Origin of the sequence: Polymorphospora sp. A560, assembly GCF_045781765.1 — a bacterium.
GTDB lineage: Bacteria > Actinomycetota > Actinomycetes > Mycobacteriales > Micromonosporaceae > Polymorphospora > Polymorphospora lycopeni.
In genome coordinates this window covers 1-16779 of sequence record NZ_CP122282.1, presented here as the reverse complement: position 1 = coordinate 16779, position 16779 = coordinate 1, and the positions used below count along the sequence as shown (strand labels likewise).

Sequence of the window (16779 nt, the reverse complement as noted above, 5' to 3'; positions counted from 1 at the left end):
CCGACAGGAAAGCGGGGAGGGATGGCCGCTGCCGGGCGTCCAGGTGATCGTCGCCCGCCATCTGCTGCCCAGCCGGCGAACCGTCACGGTGATCGGACAGCGAGCACGCCGGCCGCGATAGCGTAGGCCGATGGCCGAGCGGGTTTCGAAAGGCGACGTCATCGCGTTTCGCCTGAACGCCCACCACCTCACCGAACGGCTGGACGGACCCAAGCTGCTCGACGCGGCCGGCCGGTGCGGTATCCAGAACAGCCCACCCGGGTCGGCGCTGCTGGCGGTGCACGCCAGGGTGCGGGACCTCACCCGGGAACAGGTGTCGGAAGCGGTCGCCGACGAGAAGAGCCTGCTGCAGACCTGGAGCATGCGCGGCTCACCGTTCTACTTCCCGACCGTGGACGCACCGATCTTCACCACCGGCGTGCTGCCGCCGACCGAGAAGGCGATGCGGCATTTCGTCCCCGGCGTGGAACAGACGCTGACCAAGCTCGACATGAGCCTGACCGAGGCGGTCGGGCTGTCCGGCGCCGAGATCGACGACGTGCTGTCCGGGCGCCAACTCCCGATCAACGAGCTCGGTACGGAAGTCGCCGGGCGGATCGCCGGCAAGCTGCCGAACGAACAACGCCGCAGCTGGGAAGAAGAGGGTCCCTACGCCCCGGACCAGCCGCTCGGTGAGGGCGTCGTGCACTTCTGCATCCGCATCCTGACGTTGCAGGGGCTCGTCTGCTTCGCGCCACGGTCCGGGAACAAGGCACCGTTCGTCCTGGTCGACGAGTGGCTCGGCCATCCGATCCCGGACATCGACCCGGAGGCCGCCCGCGCCGAACTGCTTCGCCGCTACCTGCGCTGCTACGGACCGTCGACACGCGCAGACTTCGCCGCGTGGGTGGGAATCCAGGCCGGTGACACCGAGCCCTGGTGGAGCCTGGTCGAGGACGAGCTGACACAGGTCGAGTTCGGCGGCAAGTCGTGGATTCTCACCGAGGACGTCGACAGGTTGCGGTCGGCACCGACTCCGAAGGGCGTACGTCTACTCCCGCCGCGCGACCCGTACACCCAGCTGCGCGACCGCGAAACGATCGTCGACAAGAAGTACTGCGGTGAGGTGTGGAAGACGGTGGGCGAACCGGGGACGGTACTCGCCGATGGCAGGATCACCGGTATTTGGCGGCCACGGAAAAGCGGCCGGAAGCTGACCATCACCATCAAGACGTTCGGTTCGTTGCCGGCCCGGACCAAGAAGTCGCTCCAGGACGAGGCCGAGCAGGTAGCGCCGTTGCGAGACGCGTCGTCGGTGGACGTCGCCTTCGACACCTACTGAGGCGCCGCGCCGCAAGATCATCCTCAGCGGAGGCCGCGGCGTGCCTCGCGGGATACACCGGCGTCGAGAACATCCGGAAGAGGCAACGGCAGCTTCGATCGCGTCACCGGCCACGGTCGGTGATTCGGGCATCTTCGGTCTGGCCGGCTGCCACACTTTGCCCTGTGGTCAGCGAGGACAACGGGGTGTCCGATGGCAGGTCAGCGCGAGCGCCGCGCGGCATTCGACCGCTACGCGAGGGTGTCGGCGTAACCAGCGTGGAGCTCTTCTTCGATCTGGTGTTCGTCCTCGCGTTCATCCAGGTCGTTGCGCTGATGGAGGACGACTTCACCAATCACGGCGTGCTGAACGGGATGCTTGCGCTGGCCCTGTTGTGGTCGACGTGGTCCATCTATGCCTGGTTGGGCAACAGCCTCCAAGCTCGGATCGGGCTGATCCGGATCGCGCTGCTGTTTGTGGCAGTGGTCACCCTTGTAATGGCGGTAGCCGTCCGGCAGGCATTCACCGACATCCGGGGCGCGGCTGTCTCCGGTCCGGTGGTGTTCGTCGCGTGCTTCGTGGTCGTTCGGCTGGTGCATCTGGCGCTGCGCTGGTACGCCGTTCCAGACACGAGGCCGCACATCGTCCTGCTGATCGCCGTGCCACTGTTTGTCGCCTCCGTCCTTCTGTTCTCGGCCGCCGTCGTGCCGCAGCGACTGTTCGACGATCCGTGGCTGGTCAAGGCGAGCCAGACCGGGCTTTGGATGCTCGCCGTCATCATCGACTATGGCCCCGCCCTGGTGATTCGGTCGTGGGGGTGGCACATCACCTCGGCCCGGCACTGGGCCGAGCGGCATGGCCTCATCGTGCTCGTCGCCCTTGGCGAGTCGCTCATAGCGGTTGGCCTGACCAGCAGCGGCGTGCCGATGACCGGAGCGCTCATCGCGGCTCTCGTCTTCACCATCGTCACCGCCGCCGCATTGGGCTGGACCTATTTCGACGTCGTTGCGATCGCCGCCGAGCGGACGCTGATCCAGAACCCAGTCCAGCGCCGGGTTGCCTACGCCCGCGACGCCTACAGCTATCTACACCTGCCGATGATCGCCGGCATCATACTGCTCGCCCTCGGGCTGCACAAAGTGGTAACGATCATCAAAGACAACGAACTGCACCATTCGTCCCCGCAACTGGAGAGCCTGGGCCTGCACGCCCTCTATGGTGGAGCGGCCCTGTTCCTGCTCTCCCACGTCGGCTTCCAACTGCGGATCACGCGCCTGCTAAGACGGGTCATCTGGCCGCGACTGATTACCGCAGTGCTGCTGGTGGCGCTCATCCCGGCCGCTGGCCGGCTTTCGGCGGTGCTAGCGCTCGGCCTGCTGACGGCTGTCTGTGTCAGCCTGGTCATCACGGAGGTCCTCGTCGCCGGCGGGCGGCGCAAAGAACTGCGCGAGGCCGCTCTAGCCGAGGACCTTCGGCCAGAGGGCCCCTAGATCAGCACGGGACCTGGCACGCGCTACGGGCACTTCTCCGCCACAACGCTGATCACCAACCACGCTGGAAACCTACGCGCACTGGTGGCCGAAGCACGATCGTCGACGGGGGCGGCTCGGTTCCGCGTTCGGCAGCTCATCGCTTCGCCCCAACCCCGTAACCAAGATCAGATCTGGGTCGTGCCGATTCTGTGCCGGATGACCTTGGGTACCGCTGCGGCGCAGGTCAGGCGTGGTATCGAGTGGAGCCGAGGGGACTCGAACCCCTAACCCCTGCCTTGCAAAGGCAGTGCTCTGCCAGTTGAGCTACGGCCCCGCAGCGGCGGCGGGAGCCGCCAGATCGGGTCGAACCTCAGCGAAGATCAGGCGCGGTGGTGGCCTCGTGCCACAGGGCGCGCTCGTCGTTGGCGTCCTTGACCTTCTTCGCAACGAAGGCCGCGACGCCGATGACGCCGACTACGATCAGGATCTTCTTCAACATGGGGAGACCCCTTGACTGCTGTCGGACCGGATGTGGAGTGGGGCTAGCTGGAATCGAACCAGCGACCTCAGAGTTATCAGCTCTGCGCTCTAACCGACTGAGCTATAGCCCCCCGTGCGACGAGCAAGGTTACCGCACCGCCGGCGCTTCTTTCCAATCGGGGGGTGGGTGTCACGCCGGGGTCGAACCGGGCCGCCTGCCGTCCGTTCCGGATGGCCGCCGACCTGCCGTAACCGTAGGCGGATGCGCAACGCCGGGGCAACCGCGTTTCGCGGCGCCCCGGCGTCCGGGTCTTTTCCGAGCCTCAGTCGCGCTCGGCGAGGGTGAGTTCGACGCCGCCGACCAGGTCGGCGCAGACGTTGTAGACGAAGGCGCCCAGGGTGGCCAGAGCGGTGAAGAGCACCACGTTGACCAGGCCGATCAGGGCGGAGGTGCCGATGACGCCCTTGGCGGTGATCTGGAAGCCGCCGCTGTCCTGGCCACCGCCGGCGCTGATCAGCTCACCGAGGCTGGTGTTGACCGTCTCGAAGACGCCCATCGCGTCGAGCGCCAGGTATAGCACCGACGTCGCCACGATCACCACGATGAACAGCACCAGCGAGACAGCGAACGAGAACTTCATCACCGACCACGGGTCGATCCGCTTGACGTTCAGCCGGGCCCGCCGGGGGCCGCGCGACGCGGCGGAGCTGACCGTGTTGCGGGCGGCGCGTACGGCTTCGGTCACCCGGGCCGCGCCGACCGCTCCCGGGCCACCGGCACCGTTGCCTCCGGCCGTGGGCTGGCCTGTCGAACCGGGCGCGGCGCCGACGCCGGAGGGGCGGATCGTGGTGCCGCCGGCGGCCAGGCGCCCCTGCCCGGCGGCGCCCGGACGGGTGGCGGTTGCGGCCTGGTTGCCCCGGGCCCCGTCGCCGCCCGCGTCTCCGGGAGCCTTTGTCATCACGACGTGGCCCTGGCCGGCGCCGTCGTTGGGCGGCGCCGTGCCGTTGCCCTGGTCCGCGGGCTGGTCGGGCGGCGGCGCCATCCCGGGAGCCCGCGTGAACTTGGGTGACGGTGTATCGCCGGGGACTGTCGCCCGACCAACGGCCGCGCGACCGGTCGCTGGTGCGCCGCTCTTCGCGGCTTCCTCATCGACCGGGGTCGTCGGGGCCCCCGCAGTCCCCGACTTCGCCTGTGTCTCCGTCATCAACTAGTCCTGTTCGTCAGGCTCGTCGGCGTTGCGAGCGATGGCCACGATGGTTACGCCTTCTGGCAGGTCCATCAGCTTGACCCCCATTGTGTTCCGATCCCGCGTTCGCCGTACAGGCTTCACCGGAGTCCGGATGACCCCGCCGTTGCTCGTGATCGCGAACAACTCGTCATCCGGACTGATCACAACCGCTCCGACCAGCCCGCCCCGGCGTTCGGTGATCTTCGCGGTCAGCACACCCTTGCCACCCCGTCCCTGGACGGGATATTCCTCGATCGGCGTCCGCTTGGCGTACCCGCCGTTCGTGGCCACCAAAACATCCATTCCCTCGCGAACGACCTCCATCGCGAGGAGTACGTCGTCATCGGTGAACCGCATACCGATCACCCCGGAGGTCGCCCGGCCCATCGGCCGCAGCGCCTCGTCGGTGGCGTTGAACCGGATCGCCTGAGCCTGCTTCGACACCAACAGCAGGTCGTCCTCGGCGGCGACCAGGGCGGCGCCGACGAGTTCGTCCTCGTCACGCAGGTTGATGCCGATGATGCCGCCGCTGCGGTTGGAGTCGAACTCCTCCAGCCGGGTCTTCTTGACCAGGCCGTTCTTGGTGGCGAGCACCAGGTAGGGCGCGACCTGGTAGTTCGGGATCTCGATGATCTGCGCGATCTGCTCGTCGGGCTGGAACGCGAGCAGGTTGGCCACGTGCTGGCCCTTGGCGGTACGGCTGGCCTCGGGCAGTTCGTACGCCTTGGCGCGGTAGACCCGCCCCTTGTTGGTGAAGAAAAGGATCCAGTCGTGGGTCGAGCAGACGAAGAAGTGGCTGACGATGTCGTCCTGCCGCAGCGTGGCGCCGCTCACACCCTTGCCGCCGCGCCGCTGCGAGCGGTAGAGGTCGACCTTGGTGCGCTTGGCGTAGCCGGTCCGGGTGATGGTGACGACGACGTCCTCGCGGGCGATCAGGTCTTCCATCGAGACCTCGCCGTCGAACGGCAGGATCTTGGTACGCCGCTCGTCGCCCCACTTGGCGACGATCTCGCCGAGTTCCTCCGAGACGATCTTCCGCTGCCGTTCGGGCTTGGCCAGGATGTCCTTGAGGTCGAGGATCTCGAGTTCGAGCTTGGCCAGGTCGTCGAGGATCTTCTGGCGTTCCAGCGCGGCCAGCCGGCGAAGCTGCATGTCGAGAATCGCCGTGGCCTGGATCTCGTCGATGTCGAGAAGCTGGATGAGGCCCTGCCGGGCGTCCTCCACCGTCGGCGACCGCCGGATGAGGGCGATCACCTCGTCGAGCGCGTCGAGCGCCTTGACCAGGCCGCGCAGGATGTGGGCCCGCTCCTCGGCCTTGCGCAGCCGGTAGGCGGTCCGGCGCCGGATCACGTCGATCTGGTGGTCGACGTAGTGGCGGATGAACTGGGCCAGGTTGAGGGTGCGTGGTACGCCGTCGACCAGCGCCAGCATGTTGGCGCCGAACGTCTCCTGGAGTTGGGTGTGCTTGTAGAGGTTGTTGAGCACCACCTTGGCGACCGCGTCGCGCTTGAGCACCAGCACCAGGCGCATGCCGGTACGACCGGAGGACTCCTCGCGGATGTCGGCGATGCCGGCGAGCTTGCCCTCCTTGATCAGCTCGGCGATCCGTTCGGCGAGGTTGTCCGGGTTGACCTGGTAGGGCAGCTCGGTGACGACGAGGCTGGTCCGGCCCCGCTTGTCCTCCTCGACCTCCACGACGGCGCGCATCCTGATCGAACCGCGCCCGGTGCGGTAGGCGTCCTGGATCGCCTGGGTGCCGACGATCAGGCCGTACGTCGGGAAGTCGGGGCCCTTGACGATCTCGATGAGCGCGTCGAGGGTGGTCGGCTCGTCGGCCTCCGGGTGCTCCAGGCACCACTGGACGGCGGCGGCGATCTCCCGCAGGTTGTGCGGCGGGATCTTGGTCGCCATGCCGACCGCGATGCCCTCGGAGCCGTTGATCAGCAGGTTGGGGATCCGGGCTGGCAGGATGGTCGGCTCTTTGGCCCGGCCGTCGTAGTTGTCCTGGAAGTCGACGGTGTCCTCGTCGATGTCGCGGAGCAGCTCCATCGCGAGCGGGGACAGCTTCGACTCGGTGTAACGCATGGCCGCGGCCGGGTCGTTGCCGGGCGAGCCGAAGTTGCCGTTGCCGTCGATCAGCGGGTAGCGCAACGACCAGGGCTGGGCCATCCGCACCAGGGCGTCGTAGATCGACGCGTCACCGTGCGGGTGGTAGTTGCCCATGACGTCGCCGACGACGCGCGCGCACTTCACGTAGCCACGGTCCGGCCGGTAGCCGGAGTCGAACATGGCGTAGAGGATCTTGCGGTGGACGGGCTTGAGGCCGTCGCGCACGTCCGGCAGCGCCCGGCCCACGATGACGCTCATCGCGTAGTCGAGGTACGAGCGCTGCATCTCGATCTCGAGGCCGACCGGTTCGATGCGGTCGTGGACGATCGCACCACCGGCGGCGGCCGGAGCGCCCTCCGGCTCGCTCTCGAAGGACTCGGGATTATCCGTCACAGTCAACCCTTATCAGACTTAAAGCCGCATATCGCTGTGGATAACGGCTGTGGAAACCGTCGAAGCTGTGGATAACTCGGTGACTCAGCGCGGTGGTCAATGTTCCGGCCACCACTGATTCACCTAGATGTCCAGGAACCGAACGTCCTTGGCGTTGCGCTGGATGAAGGAACGGCGAGCCTCGACGTCCTCACCCATCAGAACGCTGAACAACTCGTCGGCGGTCGCCGCGTCGTCGAGAGTGACCTGACGCAGCGTACGCGTCGCCGGGTTCATCGTGGTCTCCCACAGCTCCGGGTAGTTCATCTCGCCCAGACCCTTGAACCGCTGGATGTCGTCGGGCCTGGCGTTCGGCTTCTTCTGCTGGCGCAGCGCGATCAGCCCGTCGCGCTCCCGGTCGGAGTAGGCGTACTGCGCGTCGTCGCCCTTCTTGTTCCACTTGATCTTGTAAAGCGGCGGGGCGGCCAGGTAGACGTGCCCCAACTCGACCAGTGGACGCATGAAGCGGAAGAGCAGGGTGAGCAGCAGCGTCTGGATGTGCTGGCCGTCGACATCGGCGTCCGCCATCAGCACGATCTTGTGGTAGCGCAGCTTCTCGATGTCGAAGTCGTCGTGGATGCCGGTGCCGAGCGCGGTGATCAGCGCCTGCACCTCGTTGTTCTTCAGCACCCGGTCGATCCGGGCCTTCTCCACGTTGAGGATCTTGCCGCGGATCGGCAGGATCGCCTGCGTACGCGGGTCGCGGCCCTGCTTCGCCGAACCACCGGCCGAGTCGCCCTCGACGATGAACACCTCGGATTCACGCGGATCGGTCGACTGGCAGTCGGCGAGCTTGCCCGGCATCGAACCCGACTCCAGCAGCGACTTGCGCCGGGCCAGCTTGCGCGCCTGCTGCGCCGCGATCCGGGCCCGGGAAGCCTGCGTCGCCTTGGTGATGATCTGCTTGACCTCGGCCGGGTTGCGGTCGAACCAGTCGACCAGCCACTCGTTGCAGACCCGCTGCACGAAGCTCTTGACCGGGGTGTTGCCGAGCTTGGTCTTCGTCTGGCCCTCGAACTGGGGGTTGGCCAGCTTCACCGAGATGATCGCGGCGAGCCCTTCGCGGATGTCCTCGCCGGTGAGCTTCTCGTCGCCCTTGAGCAGCTTCTTGTCCGCGCCGTACCGGTTGACCACGGTGGTCAGCGCGGCCCGGAAGCCCTCCTCGTGGGTGCCGCCCTCGTGGGTGTTGATGGTGTTGGCGAAGGTGTAGACCGACTCGCCGTACGACTCGTTCCACTGCATGGCGATCTCCACCGCCATGCCTTCCTCTTCCGCCCCGAACTCGATCACGCTCTTGTGGATGGGGCTCTTGGTGTTGTTGAGGTGCCGGACGAAGTCGGCGATACCGCCCCTGTAGAGGAAGGTCACCTCGCGGGCGTTGCCGTCCTCCTCCTGCACCCGTTCGTCGCGCAGCCGGATGGTCAGCCCACGGTTCAGGAAGGCCATCTCCTGGAGCCGCCGGTAGATCGTCTCGAAGTTGAAGTCGACCGTCTCGAAGACGTCCGGGTCGGGCCAGAACGACACCGAGGAACCGGTCTGGTCGGTGGTCTCGCCCTTCTCCAGCGGCGAGGGCACCGAGTTGGTGTAGTGCTGCCGCCACACGTGGCCGGACTTGTGGATCTCGACGAACATCCGTACGGACAGCGCGTTGACCACCGAGACACCGACGCCGTGCAGACCGCCGGAGACCGCGTACGCCTTGCCGTCGAACTTTCCGCCGGCGTGCAGCACGGTCAGCGCGACCTCGACACCCGGCTTCTTCAGCTTCGGGTGGAGGTCGACCGGGAAGCCACGGCCGTTGTCGACCACGCGCACACCGCCGTCGGCGAGCAGCACCACGTCGATCGTGTCGCAGTGACCGGCGAGCGCCTCGTCGACCGCGTTGTCCACGACCTCCCAGACAAGGTGGTGCAGACCACGCTCACCGGTCGACCCGATATACATACCGGGTCGCTTGCGGACCGCCTCCAAGCCCTCCAGCACGGTGATTGAATCGGCGCCGTACTCCTGCTTCTTCTGCGCTGACACCCTCGGCCACTTTCTCGCACCACCCGGACTGCGGCTCCGGGGGACACGGGGTTCGGCGGGCATTACGACGGCAGGCGCGCGGCCGACACCACGATCGCGGTCGGGGAACGACGGATCGCCAGAGGGCCGGACACACCGGTCGCCGCGGACTCCCGCGGATCGCGATCGGCTGGGACTCGTGTCGGCAACCCGGGCAGAACAAGCAGCCCGGGCCGTCGTGTCACGATGTTCCTCGTCTCCAACTGAATCCTACTGTGCCCGGGCGACCAAACGGGTACGCGGCACCCGCGAAGGCGCCTCAGACGTTCATAGCCGGCCGAACCTCTCTGTCCGCGACTCCCCCCACACGCCACGGTGCGATCAAGGCTTCGGTTTCGGACCCGCGCCGGCTCCGGCGACCGCGACACGCGGCGTACGGGGGTCGCGTAATCGGGTCAGGTGTCGTAATTTGGCGGCGCCGTGCCGGACGGGCGGTTTCGGCCGCCGGCCGGACCGCCCGTACGACGGCCGCGAGCCGGTCGGCGGACCGCCGCGGCCGACCCGACAGGACCGTGACCAGGAGAGGTGGAGCCCGATGGGGCTGGACAACGTCGCCGTACAGTGGCCCCGGACCGGCTCGTTCTACGAACCGGTCGGCCCGGCGGGGTTCCCCGAGTTCGGTGAACTGGTCGACGCGCCACGGATCCCGGCACCGACCGCCACGCTCGCCGGGCACATCGCCAAGACCGGAGCGGTCCACGCCACCCCGTACACCGAACTGGTCGACCTGCTCCTCGGACTGCAGGGTGTGCTGTACGCCACAGACGCCTCCGCCGAGGACGAGGACCCGGTGATCGACCCCGACGGCTGCGCCTGGATCGCCGGCGGCCTGGAGCGGTTCGTCGAGGCGCACCGGGCGTACGGCGACCTGGTCACCTTCGGCACCGTCGGGGCGGTGCTCCGGGCGGCCATCTCGGCCGGGCGCCTCGCCGAACAGCAACTGCGGTGGCTCGACGCCCGCCTCGACGGCCTGCGCGACGACACCGGCCAGGTGCCGCAGTGGAGCTTCCCGCACACGGAGCTGGTGGTCCTGACCCGCTTCTACCGCCGCTGCGCCGACCAGGGCTTCGCCGTCTACGCCGACTTCTGACCCGGTCAGCCGTACGTGTCGCGGGGACCACGACCGCGCACCCGGCGCGGCCCGCGTGACCACGACGGCGCCGCCGGGCCGTGGATGTGGAGCTTGCGCACCACGTTGTGGCCGACCTCGGCGGCGATCCGGCGCAGCAGCGAGGCGGCGAGCAGCCGGAGCTGGGTCGCCCACGCGGTCGACTCCGCCTCCACGGTCAGTTCGCCGTCCTCGAGCTTGACCGGCCGGCTGTGCTTGGCCACGTCCGGCCCGACGACCCGTTCCCAGGCCCCGAAGACGGTCGCCTCGGCGGCCGGCTGCTGCCAGCCCCGCGCCTTGACCAGCCGGGCCAGCACGTCACCGAACAATTGCGGGTCGCGCGGATCGGGGCCGGGGCCGGAATAGCCCCGCAGCCGCCGTCGCGGCTGGCCGTCGGTCCCGTCACCGCCGTCCCGGTCCCGGTCGCCGCCGGTACGTCGACGCGGACGGGCGGCCTCCCGTCGGGCCTTGGCGGCGTCGAGCACCGCGCGGGCCAGCTCCGGGCCGCTGGGTTGCGCCGCCTCGCCGCCCGTCCCCGCGGCCGCCGGCTGGTCGGCAGGTCGGGCCGGCGGCTCGCGCCCGGAGTCAGTCGGCACGGGCCACCGCGCCCTCGGTCACCGTGAACCGGGCACCGCGCAACGCCTCCGGTACGTCTTCGGCGACGGCGCAGGTGACCAGCATCTGGGTAGCGGAGCCGACCAGTTCGGCGAGCCGCTCCCGCCGGCCGCTGTCCAGTTCGGCGAAGACGTCGTCGAGCACGAGCACCGGTTCGATCCCGTCGGCCCGGAGCAGGTCGTACGCGGCCAGGCGCAGCGCGAGCGCGTACGACCAGGATTCACCGTGGCTGGCGTAGCCCTTGGCGGGCATCGGGCCGAGCGTCAGTGCGAGGTCGTCGCGGTGCGGGCCGACCAGCGTCATGCCCCGGTCGACCTCCGACTGCCGGGCGGCGGCCAGCGCAGCGGCGAGCCCCGCCTCCAGCTCGGCCCGGCCCGGGGCGGTCTCGGCGGTCTCGAGCGTGGAGCGGTAGGTGATACCGGCCGCCCCCCGACCGGCCGCGACGGCGTCGTACGCCTTGGTCACATGCGGGGCCAGCGCGGCGACCAGGGCGAGCCGGCCGGCCAGCAACTCGGCGCCGTGCCGGGCGAGGTGGGCGTCCCACACGTCGAGTGTCGAGAGGTCACCGCCTCGGGTGCCGCCGGTCTTGCGGGCCAGGTAGGCGCTGCGCAGCAGGGCGTTGCGCTGCTTGACAACCCGTTCGTAGTCGGCCCGTACGCCCGCGAAGCGGGGCAGCCGGGCGACCAGCAGGTCGTCGAGGTAGCTCCGCCGTTCGGCCGGATCGCCCCGGACCAGTTCGAGGTCCTCGGGTGCGAACAGCACCAGCCGGAGCGCGCCGAGGATGTCCCTCGACCGGCGTACGGGTGACCGGCCCAGCCGGGCCCGGTTGGCCTTGCCCGGCACGATCTCCAGTTCGACGAGCAGTTCACGCCCGCCGTGCACGATCTCGCAGCGGATCACCGCCGCGCCGGCCCCCATCCGGACCAGTGGGGCGTCGGTGGCGACCCGGTGGCTGCCCAGGGTCGCCACATAACCCAACGCCTCGACGAGGTTCGTCTTGCCGACCCCGTTCGGCCCGACGAGCACGCTGACCCCCGACTCGAGGTCGACCACGACCCGCTCGTACGAGCGGAAGTCGACCAGTTCGAGCCGGCGGACATGCATGCGTCGGTCAGTTCTTGTGGATCGCGTGACCGCCGAACTGCTGGCGCAGCGCGGCGATCGCCTTCATCGCGGGCGAGTCGTCCTGCCGGGAGGCGAACCGGGCGAACAGCGAGGCGGCGATGACGTTCATCGGCACCGCCAGCCGGATCGCCTCCTCGACCGTCCACCGGCCCTCGCCGGTGTCGTCGGCGTAGCCGCGCAGGCTGGTCAGCTCCGGGTCCTCCTCGAGCGCGATGTCGAGCAGGTCGAGCAGCCAGGAACGCACGACGGTGCCCTCCCGCCACGACTTGAACACGCCGGGGACGTTGGTCACCAGTTCCGACTTGCACAGCAGCTCGTAGCCCTCGGCGTACGCGTGCATGAGCCCGTACTCGATGCCGTTGTGCACCATCTTGGCGTAGTGGCCGGCGCCGACCGGACCGGCGTGGACAAAGCCGAACTCGCCCGCCGGCTTCAGCGACTCGAAGATCGGCATGAGCCGTTCGACGTGCTCCTCGGAGCCGCCGACCATAAGGGCGTAGCCGTTCTCCCGGCCCCAGACCCCACCGGAGACGCCGACGTCGATGTAGCCGACCCCGACCGCGTTCAGCCGCTCGGAGCGCGGCAGGTCGTCGCTGTAGCGCGAGTTGCCGCCATCGATGATGATGTCGCCGTCGGAGAGCAGCGCGGCCAGTTCGTCGACGGTCTGCTCGGTGACGCCGGCCGGCACCATGATCCAGACTGCGCGGGGCGTGGCCAGCTTCTCCACCATTTCGGCGAGGCTGGCGACGTCGGCCAGGTCGGGGTTGGGGTCGTAGCCGACAACCTCGTGACCGGCCGTGCGCAGACGCTCGCGCATGTTGCCGCCCATCCGGCCGAGACCAACGAGGCCAAGCTGCATTTTGTGCCTTTCCTTCCGGTTCAGCGCGATCAGCGGGTGACGCGGATCGGCATGATCAGGTAGCGGTAGCCCTCGATGATCTCGCCGTCCTCGGTGGCGGGCGAGATCACGGCCGACTTGAACGCGTCGACGAACGAGAGCACCGCGTGGGGCGACCCGAGGTTCTGCAACCCGTCGATCAGGTATTGCGGGTTGAAGCCGATGGTCAGCGGTTCGCCGGTGAAGGTCGCGTCCATCGCCTCGCTCGCCCGCGCCTCCTCGGTGCCGCCGGCCTCGACGACCAGGCCGTCGGAGCTGAAGCTCAGCAGAACCGGGGTGGTGCGCTCGGCGACCAGGGCGACCCGGCGGACCACCTCGACGAGGGCGGCCACGAGCACCCTGGCCTCGGCGTTGTGCGAGCTGGGGAAGAGCGATCGCACCGGCGGATAGTTGGCGCCGTCGAGAAGCCGGCTGGTGGTACGCCGGGTACCGCCGGCGAACCCGATCATGCCCTCGCCGGCCGATCCCTGGGCGAGGGCGACGGTCACCTCACCACCGAGCGGGCCGAGCGTCTTGGCGGTGTCGGCGAGGGTGCGGGCCGGCACGAGCGCGTTGATGCTGATGTCGGGGTCGTCGGGACGCCACTGCATCTCGCGCAGCGCGAGCCGGTAGCGGTCGGTGGCGAGCATGGCCAGCGTCGAACCGTTGAGCTCGACCCGGATGCCGGTCATCATCGGCAGCGTCTCGTCACGTCCGGCGGCGATGGCGACCTGGGCGACGGCGGCGGCGAACGCGGCGGCGTCGACACTGCCGGTGCTGGCCGGCATGTCCGGCAGCGCCGGGTAGTCCTCGACGGGCATCGTCGGCAGCGTGAACCGCGCGCTGCCGCAGACGAGTTCCAGATGTGCTCCGACCGCGGCGATGTCGACCGGCTTGGCGGGCAGCGCCTTGGTGATCTCGGCGAGCAGCCGACCGGAGACCAGGGCGGCACCGTCGGCGTCCCCCTGCACGTCGACGGTGACCTGGCTCGACACCTCGTAGTCGAACCCGGACACGTGAAGGAGTCCGTCGGTCACCCGCAGCATCACTCCGGCGAGAACCGGGACGGACGGCCGGCTGGGCAGGCTCTTGGCCGTCCACGCCACGGCGTCGGCGAGCGCGTCACGCTCGACTCTGAACTTCATGCCATGCCTCCGGGTCGACTGATGGACAAAGGTAGCTGCTGCCGCCAGTGGCTGCTGCCGGCAACGGTCCCGCTACCGGCAACGATGGGTTGCTCGCAGCGGCTCCGCTGTCGGCGGCTGTCCGGCCACCGGCGGTGGTGGTGTCGGCGGTCGTGCTGTCGGGGTGCGGCCGGCACACGTGGGTCCCCACCGAACCTTAAGGCGACGACCCACACGGCGTACGCCCGCCCCCGGTGCTTCGTCCGTTCGGATGTCTCTCGATGGGCCGGCCGTCGGCCGGTCCACAGAATCCACAACGCTGATGATTGGGTTTTGATCTCTATTAGAAAAATCTCTCATCGTCTTCATCGGTGTTGTGGATTCTGTGGAGAACTAGAGTTTTCCCAGCTCAGTCCCGTTATCCACCGGTGGGTTGCCTGGGGATAACCAGGGTTCAAACTGGCCGTTTCATCCACAGGCCCCGACTGTTGCCCGGTTGTCCACAACTGCTCACCGGCAATCCACAGGGTTTCCACAAGGTTTTTCCCCAAGGGTGTGGATCGTCGAGTGAAGATCGGGATTAGTTTTCCCCAGATCCTTCAACAGGTTTCCCACAGCTCGCCCTGGCCTGTGGGTAAGTTGCTTACCCTCCGTGTACGTCCACAGTCGTTTCCACAGGAGTTATCCACAGGTTGTGGGTAAGTGGCTGCTGGTCGTCGTCGCGTTGTCCACCGTCGTGGATAACGACCTGTGGACAGTGTGGACAACCGGTGGACAAGAAGCGCCCCGTCCACAGCTGGGACGGGGCGCTTCGGGCTCGGACTCCACCGACGGCGGTTATCCACACCTGGATCAGCGACTGATCCACTACCAGGGGTTACCGGGTGTCAGGAGTTCTGCTTGATCCGGTTGGTCAGCTCGGCGATCTGGTTGTAGAGCAGCCGGCGTTCGGCCATCTGTTGCCGGATCTTGCGGTCGGCGTGCATGACCGTGGTGTGGTCGCGGCCGCCGAACGCCTGGCCGATCCGGGGCAGCGACAGCTCGGTCAGCTCCCGGCACAGATACATGGCGACCTGACGGGCGTTGACCAGCACCCGGGAGCGGGAGTGCCCACGCAGGTCCTCCAGGCTCACCCCGAAGTAGTCGGCGGTCGCCGCCATGATCTGGTCGGCGGTGATCTCCGGACCCTGACCGTCGGGGATGAAGTCGCGTAGTACCTCTTCGGCCAGGGCCAGCTCGACCGCGGTGTGGGTCAGGCTGGCGAACGCGGTCACCCGGATCAGCGCGCCCTCGAGTTCACGGATCGAGTTCGACACCCGGGAGGCGATGAACTCCAGCACGTCCGGTGGGGCGTAGAGCCGCTCCTGGGCCGCCTTCTTCTGCAGGATCGCGATACGGGTCTCCAGGTCGGGCGGCTGGATGTCGGCCAGCAGCCCCCATTCGAACCGGGTACGCATCCGGTCCTCCAGCGTCGCCAACTGCCGCGGCGACCGGTCGGACGTGATCACGATCTGCTTGTTGGCGTTGTGCAGGGTGTTGAAGGTGTGGAAGAACTCCTCCTGCGTCCGTTCGCGGTTCTCCAGGAACTGGATGTCGTCGATCAGGAGGATGTCGACGTCGCGGTAGCGCCGCTGGAAGGCGCTGGTCTTGTCGTCGCGCAGTGAGTTGATGAAGTCGTTGGTGAATTCCTCGGTGGAGACGTACCGCACCGACCGGGCGTTGCCCAGGGTCTGCGCGTAGTGGCCGATGGCGTGGAGCAGGTGTGTCTTGCCCAGCCCCGAACTGCCGTAGATGAACAGCGGGTTGTACGCCTTGGCCGGCGATTCGGAGACGGCGACCGAGGCGGCGTGCGCGAACCGGTTCGACGAGCCGATGACGAACGTCTCGAACATGTACTTCGGGTTGAGCCGGTTGCCGCCGCTGTCGGGCGTGGCGCCCGGGCGGCGGTCGTCGCGGCCCGGCAGCCGCAGGTCGGCGTCGCGGTTCTGGGCGCGGCCAGGACCGCTGTCGGTCCCGCTGCCCAGATTGCGGATGGTCGGCTCGTCGATACGCAGCCCGGCCGCTTCGCCGCGGTAGGTGCGCTCCGGCGGGTCGGGCCGGGCGTCGCGCCGCTCGTGGTGCGGGGCGGGCGGCCCGGACAGGTGTGGAGCCGCGGGCGGCGGCCCGGGCTCCACGTACGGCTGCGGGTACGGCGCCGCGAACAGCGCGTCCTGTGTGCCGCCGCGGTCGGGGCCGGTGCCGGTCGGCGGCTTGGCGTGCTGGTCGGCGTCCGGCCGGCCGGACGCGGCGGGATGGTGGCCCGACCCGGCACCGGGGTGCTGCGCCGAACCGTTCGGCGGCATCGGCAACTCGACGTGTGGTGGCGGCCGGTCGACCTGCTCGGTCGGGAAGCGCGCGAGGACGGGCTGCACCGGGAAGGAGGTACTGTCCGGCACCGCGGCGCTGCCGTAGACCGTCCCGTTGGTGCGCGGTTGACCGTCTTCGGGTGCCCGTACGGTGACGGCAACCTGGATCGACCGGCCGAGCCGGCGGGACAGGGCCTCGGTGATGGCGGGCCGCAGGCGCGACTCGATGACATCCCGGGTGAAGGCGTCGGGTACGGCGAGCAGGGCGGTGTCCTCGACGATGGCGCGCAGCCGGGTCATGCGGAGATAGGCACGCTGCTGGGCTGAGACGATCTCGTCGGCGAGTTCGTCGGTAGCAGCAGTCCAGACCGCGGCAAGGTCGACCATGTCGGTCACCGTCGCGCCACCCCCATCGCATCTGAGTACCGGCTGCCGCTGGTCTGTGGACCTGGCCGCCCGGTGTTGGTCGGCCACCAGGCACGATGTCGTGCGGTGA

12 protein-coding genes and 2 tRNA genes are annotated in these 16779 nt (G+C 68.6%); 3 read left to right on the top strand and 11 right to left on the bottom strand.

From position 1 onward, the window contains the following. The first annotated feature begins 130 nt into the window (after nt 1–130). On the top strand, nt 131–1321 hold the full coding sequence (locus QCD66_RS00070) for a winged helix DNA-binding domain-containing protein (RefSeq protein WP_375732581.1): 1191 nt from the start codon (nt 131–133) through the stop codon (nt 1319–1321). Between the two features lie 164 nt (nt 1322–1485). Then, on the top strand, nt 1486–2790 hold the full coding sequence (locus tag QCD66_RS00065; protein WP_375732582.1) for a low temperature requirement protein A: 1305 nt from the start codon (nt 1486–1488) through the stop codon (nt 2788–2790). Between the two features lie 243 nt (nt 2791–3033). On the opposite strand, the gene QCD66_RS00060 is transcribed toward QCD66_RS00065, so the two are convergent. From QCD66_RS00060 to gyrB, 6 genes are all read right to left on the bottom strand, one after another. Continuing rightward, nucleotides 3034–3106: transfer RNA gene (locus QCD66_RS00060), tRNA-Ala, on the bottom strand. A 36-nt stretch (nt 3107–3142) separates the two neighbouring features. Further along, the gene (locus tag QCD66_RS00055; protein WP_212824929.1) at nt 3143–3271 is read right to left on the bottom strand and encodes a DLW-39 family protein; all 129 of its coding nucleotides are present in this window, start codon (nt 3269–3271) and stop codon (nt 3143–3145) included. Between the two features lie 38 nt (nt 3272–3309). Then, nucleotides 3310–3383 (bottom strand) — tRNA-Ile (locus QCD66_RS00050). Between the two features lie 192 nt (nt 3384–3575). Next, nucleotides 3576–4457 carry a DUF3566 domain-containing protein gene (locus QCD66_RS00045; protein ID WP_375732583.1) on the bottom strand — a complete coding sequence of 294 codons (882 nt, stop codon included), beginning with the start codon at nt 4455–4457 and terminating at the stop codon, nt 3576–3578. Nucleotides 4458–4460: 3 nt separating this feature from the next. Beyond that, nucleotides 4461–6983 carry a DNA gyrase subunit A gene (gene gyrA, locus QCD66_RS00040; protein ID WP_364213178.1) on the bottom strand — a complete coding sequence of 841 codons (2523 nt, stop codon included), beginning with the start codon at nt 6981–6983 and terminating at the stop codon, nt 4461–4463. Nucleotides 6984–7106: 123 nt separating this feature from the next. After that, complete coding sequence (gyrB, locus tag QCD66_RS00035) at nt 7107–9050, bottom strand: DNA topoisomerase (ATP-hydrolyzing) subunit B (RefSeq protein ID WP_357535171.1); 1944 nt, start codon at nt 9048–9050, stop codon at nt 7107–7109. Nucleotides 9051–9624: 574 nt separating this feature from the next. Between gyrB and QCD66_RS00030 the strand changes: the two genes are divergently transcribed. Continuing rightward, nucleotides 9625–10179, top strand: a complete 555-nt coding sequence (locus QCD66_RS00030; protein ID WP_375732584.1) for a hypothetical protein — start codon at nt 9625–9627, stop codon at nt 10177–10179. Between the two features lie 5 nt (nt 10180–10184). Here the strand turns inward: QCD66_RS00030 and QCD66_RS00025 are convergent, their stop codons facing one another. From QCD66_RS00025 to dnaA, 5 genes are all read right to left on the bottom strand, one after another. After that, complete coding sequence (locus QCD66_RS00025; RefSeq protein WP_375732585.1) at nt 10185–10793, bottom strand: DUF721 domain-containing protein; 609 nt, start codon at nt 10791–10793, stop codon at nt 10185–10187. Next, nucleotides 10783–11916: a DNA replication/repair protein RecF gene (recF, locus tag QCD66_RS00020; RefSeq protein WP_375732586.1), complete on the bottom strand. Its 1134-nt coding sequence runs from the start codon at nt 11914–11916 to the stop codon at nt 10783–10785. The genes QCD66_RS00025 and recF overlap by 11 nt, the downstream gene beginning before the upstream one ends. A gap of 7 nt (nt 11917–11923) precedes the next feature. After that, nucleotides 11924–12796: a phosphogluconate dehydrogenase (NAD(+)-dependent, decarboxylating) gene (gnd, locus tag QCD66_RS00015; RefSeq protein WP_375732587.1), complete on the bottom strand. Its 873-nt coding sequence runs from the start codon at nt 12794–12796 to the stop codon at nt 11924–11926. Nucleotides 12797–12825: 29 nt separating this feature from the next. Further along, nucleotides 12826–13959, bottom strand: coding sequence for a DNA polymerase III subunit beta (dnaN, locus tag QCD66_RS00010; protein ID WP_357535162.1), 1134 nt, complete (start codon nt 13957–13959; stop codon nt 12826–12828). Between the two features lie 866 nt (nt 13960–14825). Beyond that, entirely contained in the window at nt 14826–16670 is a 1845-nt protein-coding gene (gene dnaA / locus QCD66_RS00005; protein WP_364213579.1) for a chromosomal replication initiator protein DnaA, read from the bottom strand. Nucleotides 16671–16779: the final 109 nt, after the last annotated feature.

What these genes read in the sequence shown, in the direction of transcription:
- dnaN (WP_357535162.1), bottom strand. Translation starts at nt 13,959, where the DNA reads ATGAAGTTCAGAGTCGAGCGTGACGCGCTCGCCGACGCCGTGGCGTGG.
- QCD66_RS00045 (WP_375732583.1), bottom strand. Translation starts at nt 4,457, where the DNA reads ATGACGGAGACACAGGCGAAGTCGGGGACTGCGGGGGCCCCGACGACC.
- QCD66_RS00070 (WP_375732581.1), top strand. Translation starts at nt 131, where the DNA reads ATGGCCGAGCGGGTTTCGAAAGGCGACGTCATCGCGTTTCGCCTGAAC.
- recF (WP_375732586.1), bottom strand. Translation starts at nt 11,916, where the DNA reads ATGCATGTCCGCCGGCTCGAACTGGTCGACTTCCGCTCGTACGAGCGG.
- QCD66_RS00055 (WP_212824929.1), bottom strand. Translation starts at nt 3,271, where the DNA reads ATGTTGAAGAAGATCCTGATCGTAGTCGGCGTCATCGGCGTCGCGGCC.
- QCD66_RS00030 (WP_375732584.1), top strand. Translation starts at nt 9,625, where the DNA reads ATGGGGCTGGACAACGTCGCCGTACAGTGGCCCCGGACCGGCTCGTTC.
- gnd (WP_375732587.1), bottom strand. Translation starts at nt 12,796, where the DNA reads ATGCAGCTTGGCCTCGTTGGTCTCGGCCGGATGGGCGGCAACATGCGC.
- dnaA (WP_364213579.1), bottom strand. Translation starts at nt 16,670, where the DNA reads ATGGTCGACCTTGCCGCGGTCTGGACTGCTGCTACCGACGAACTCGCC.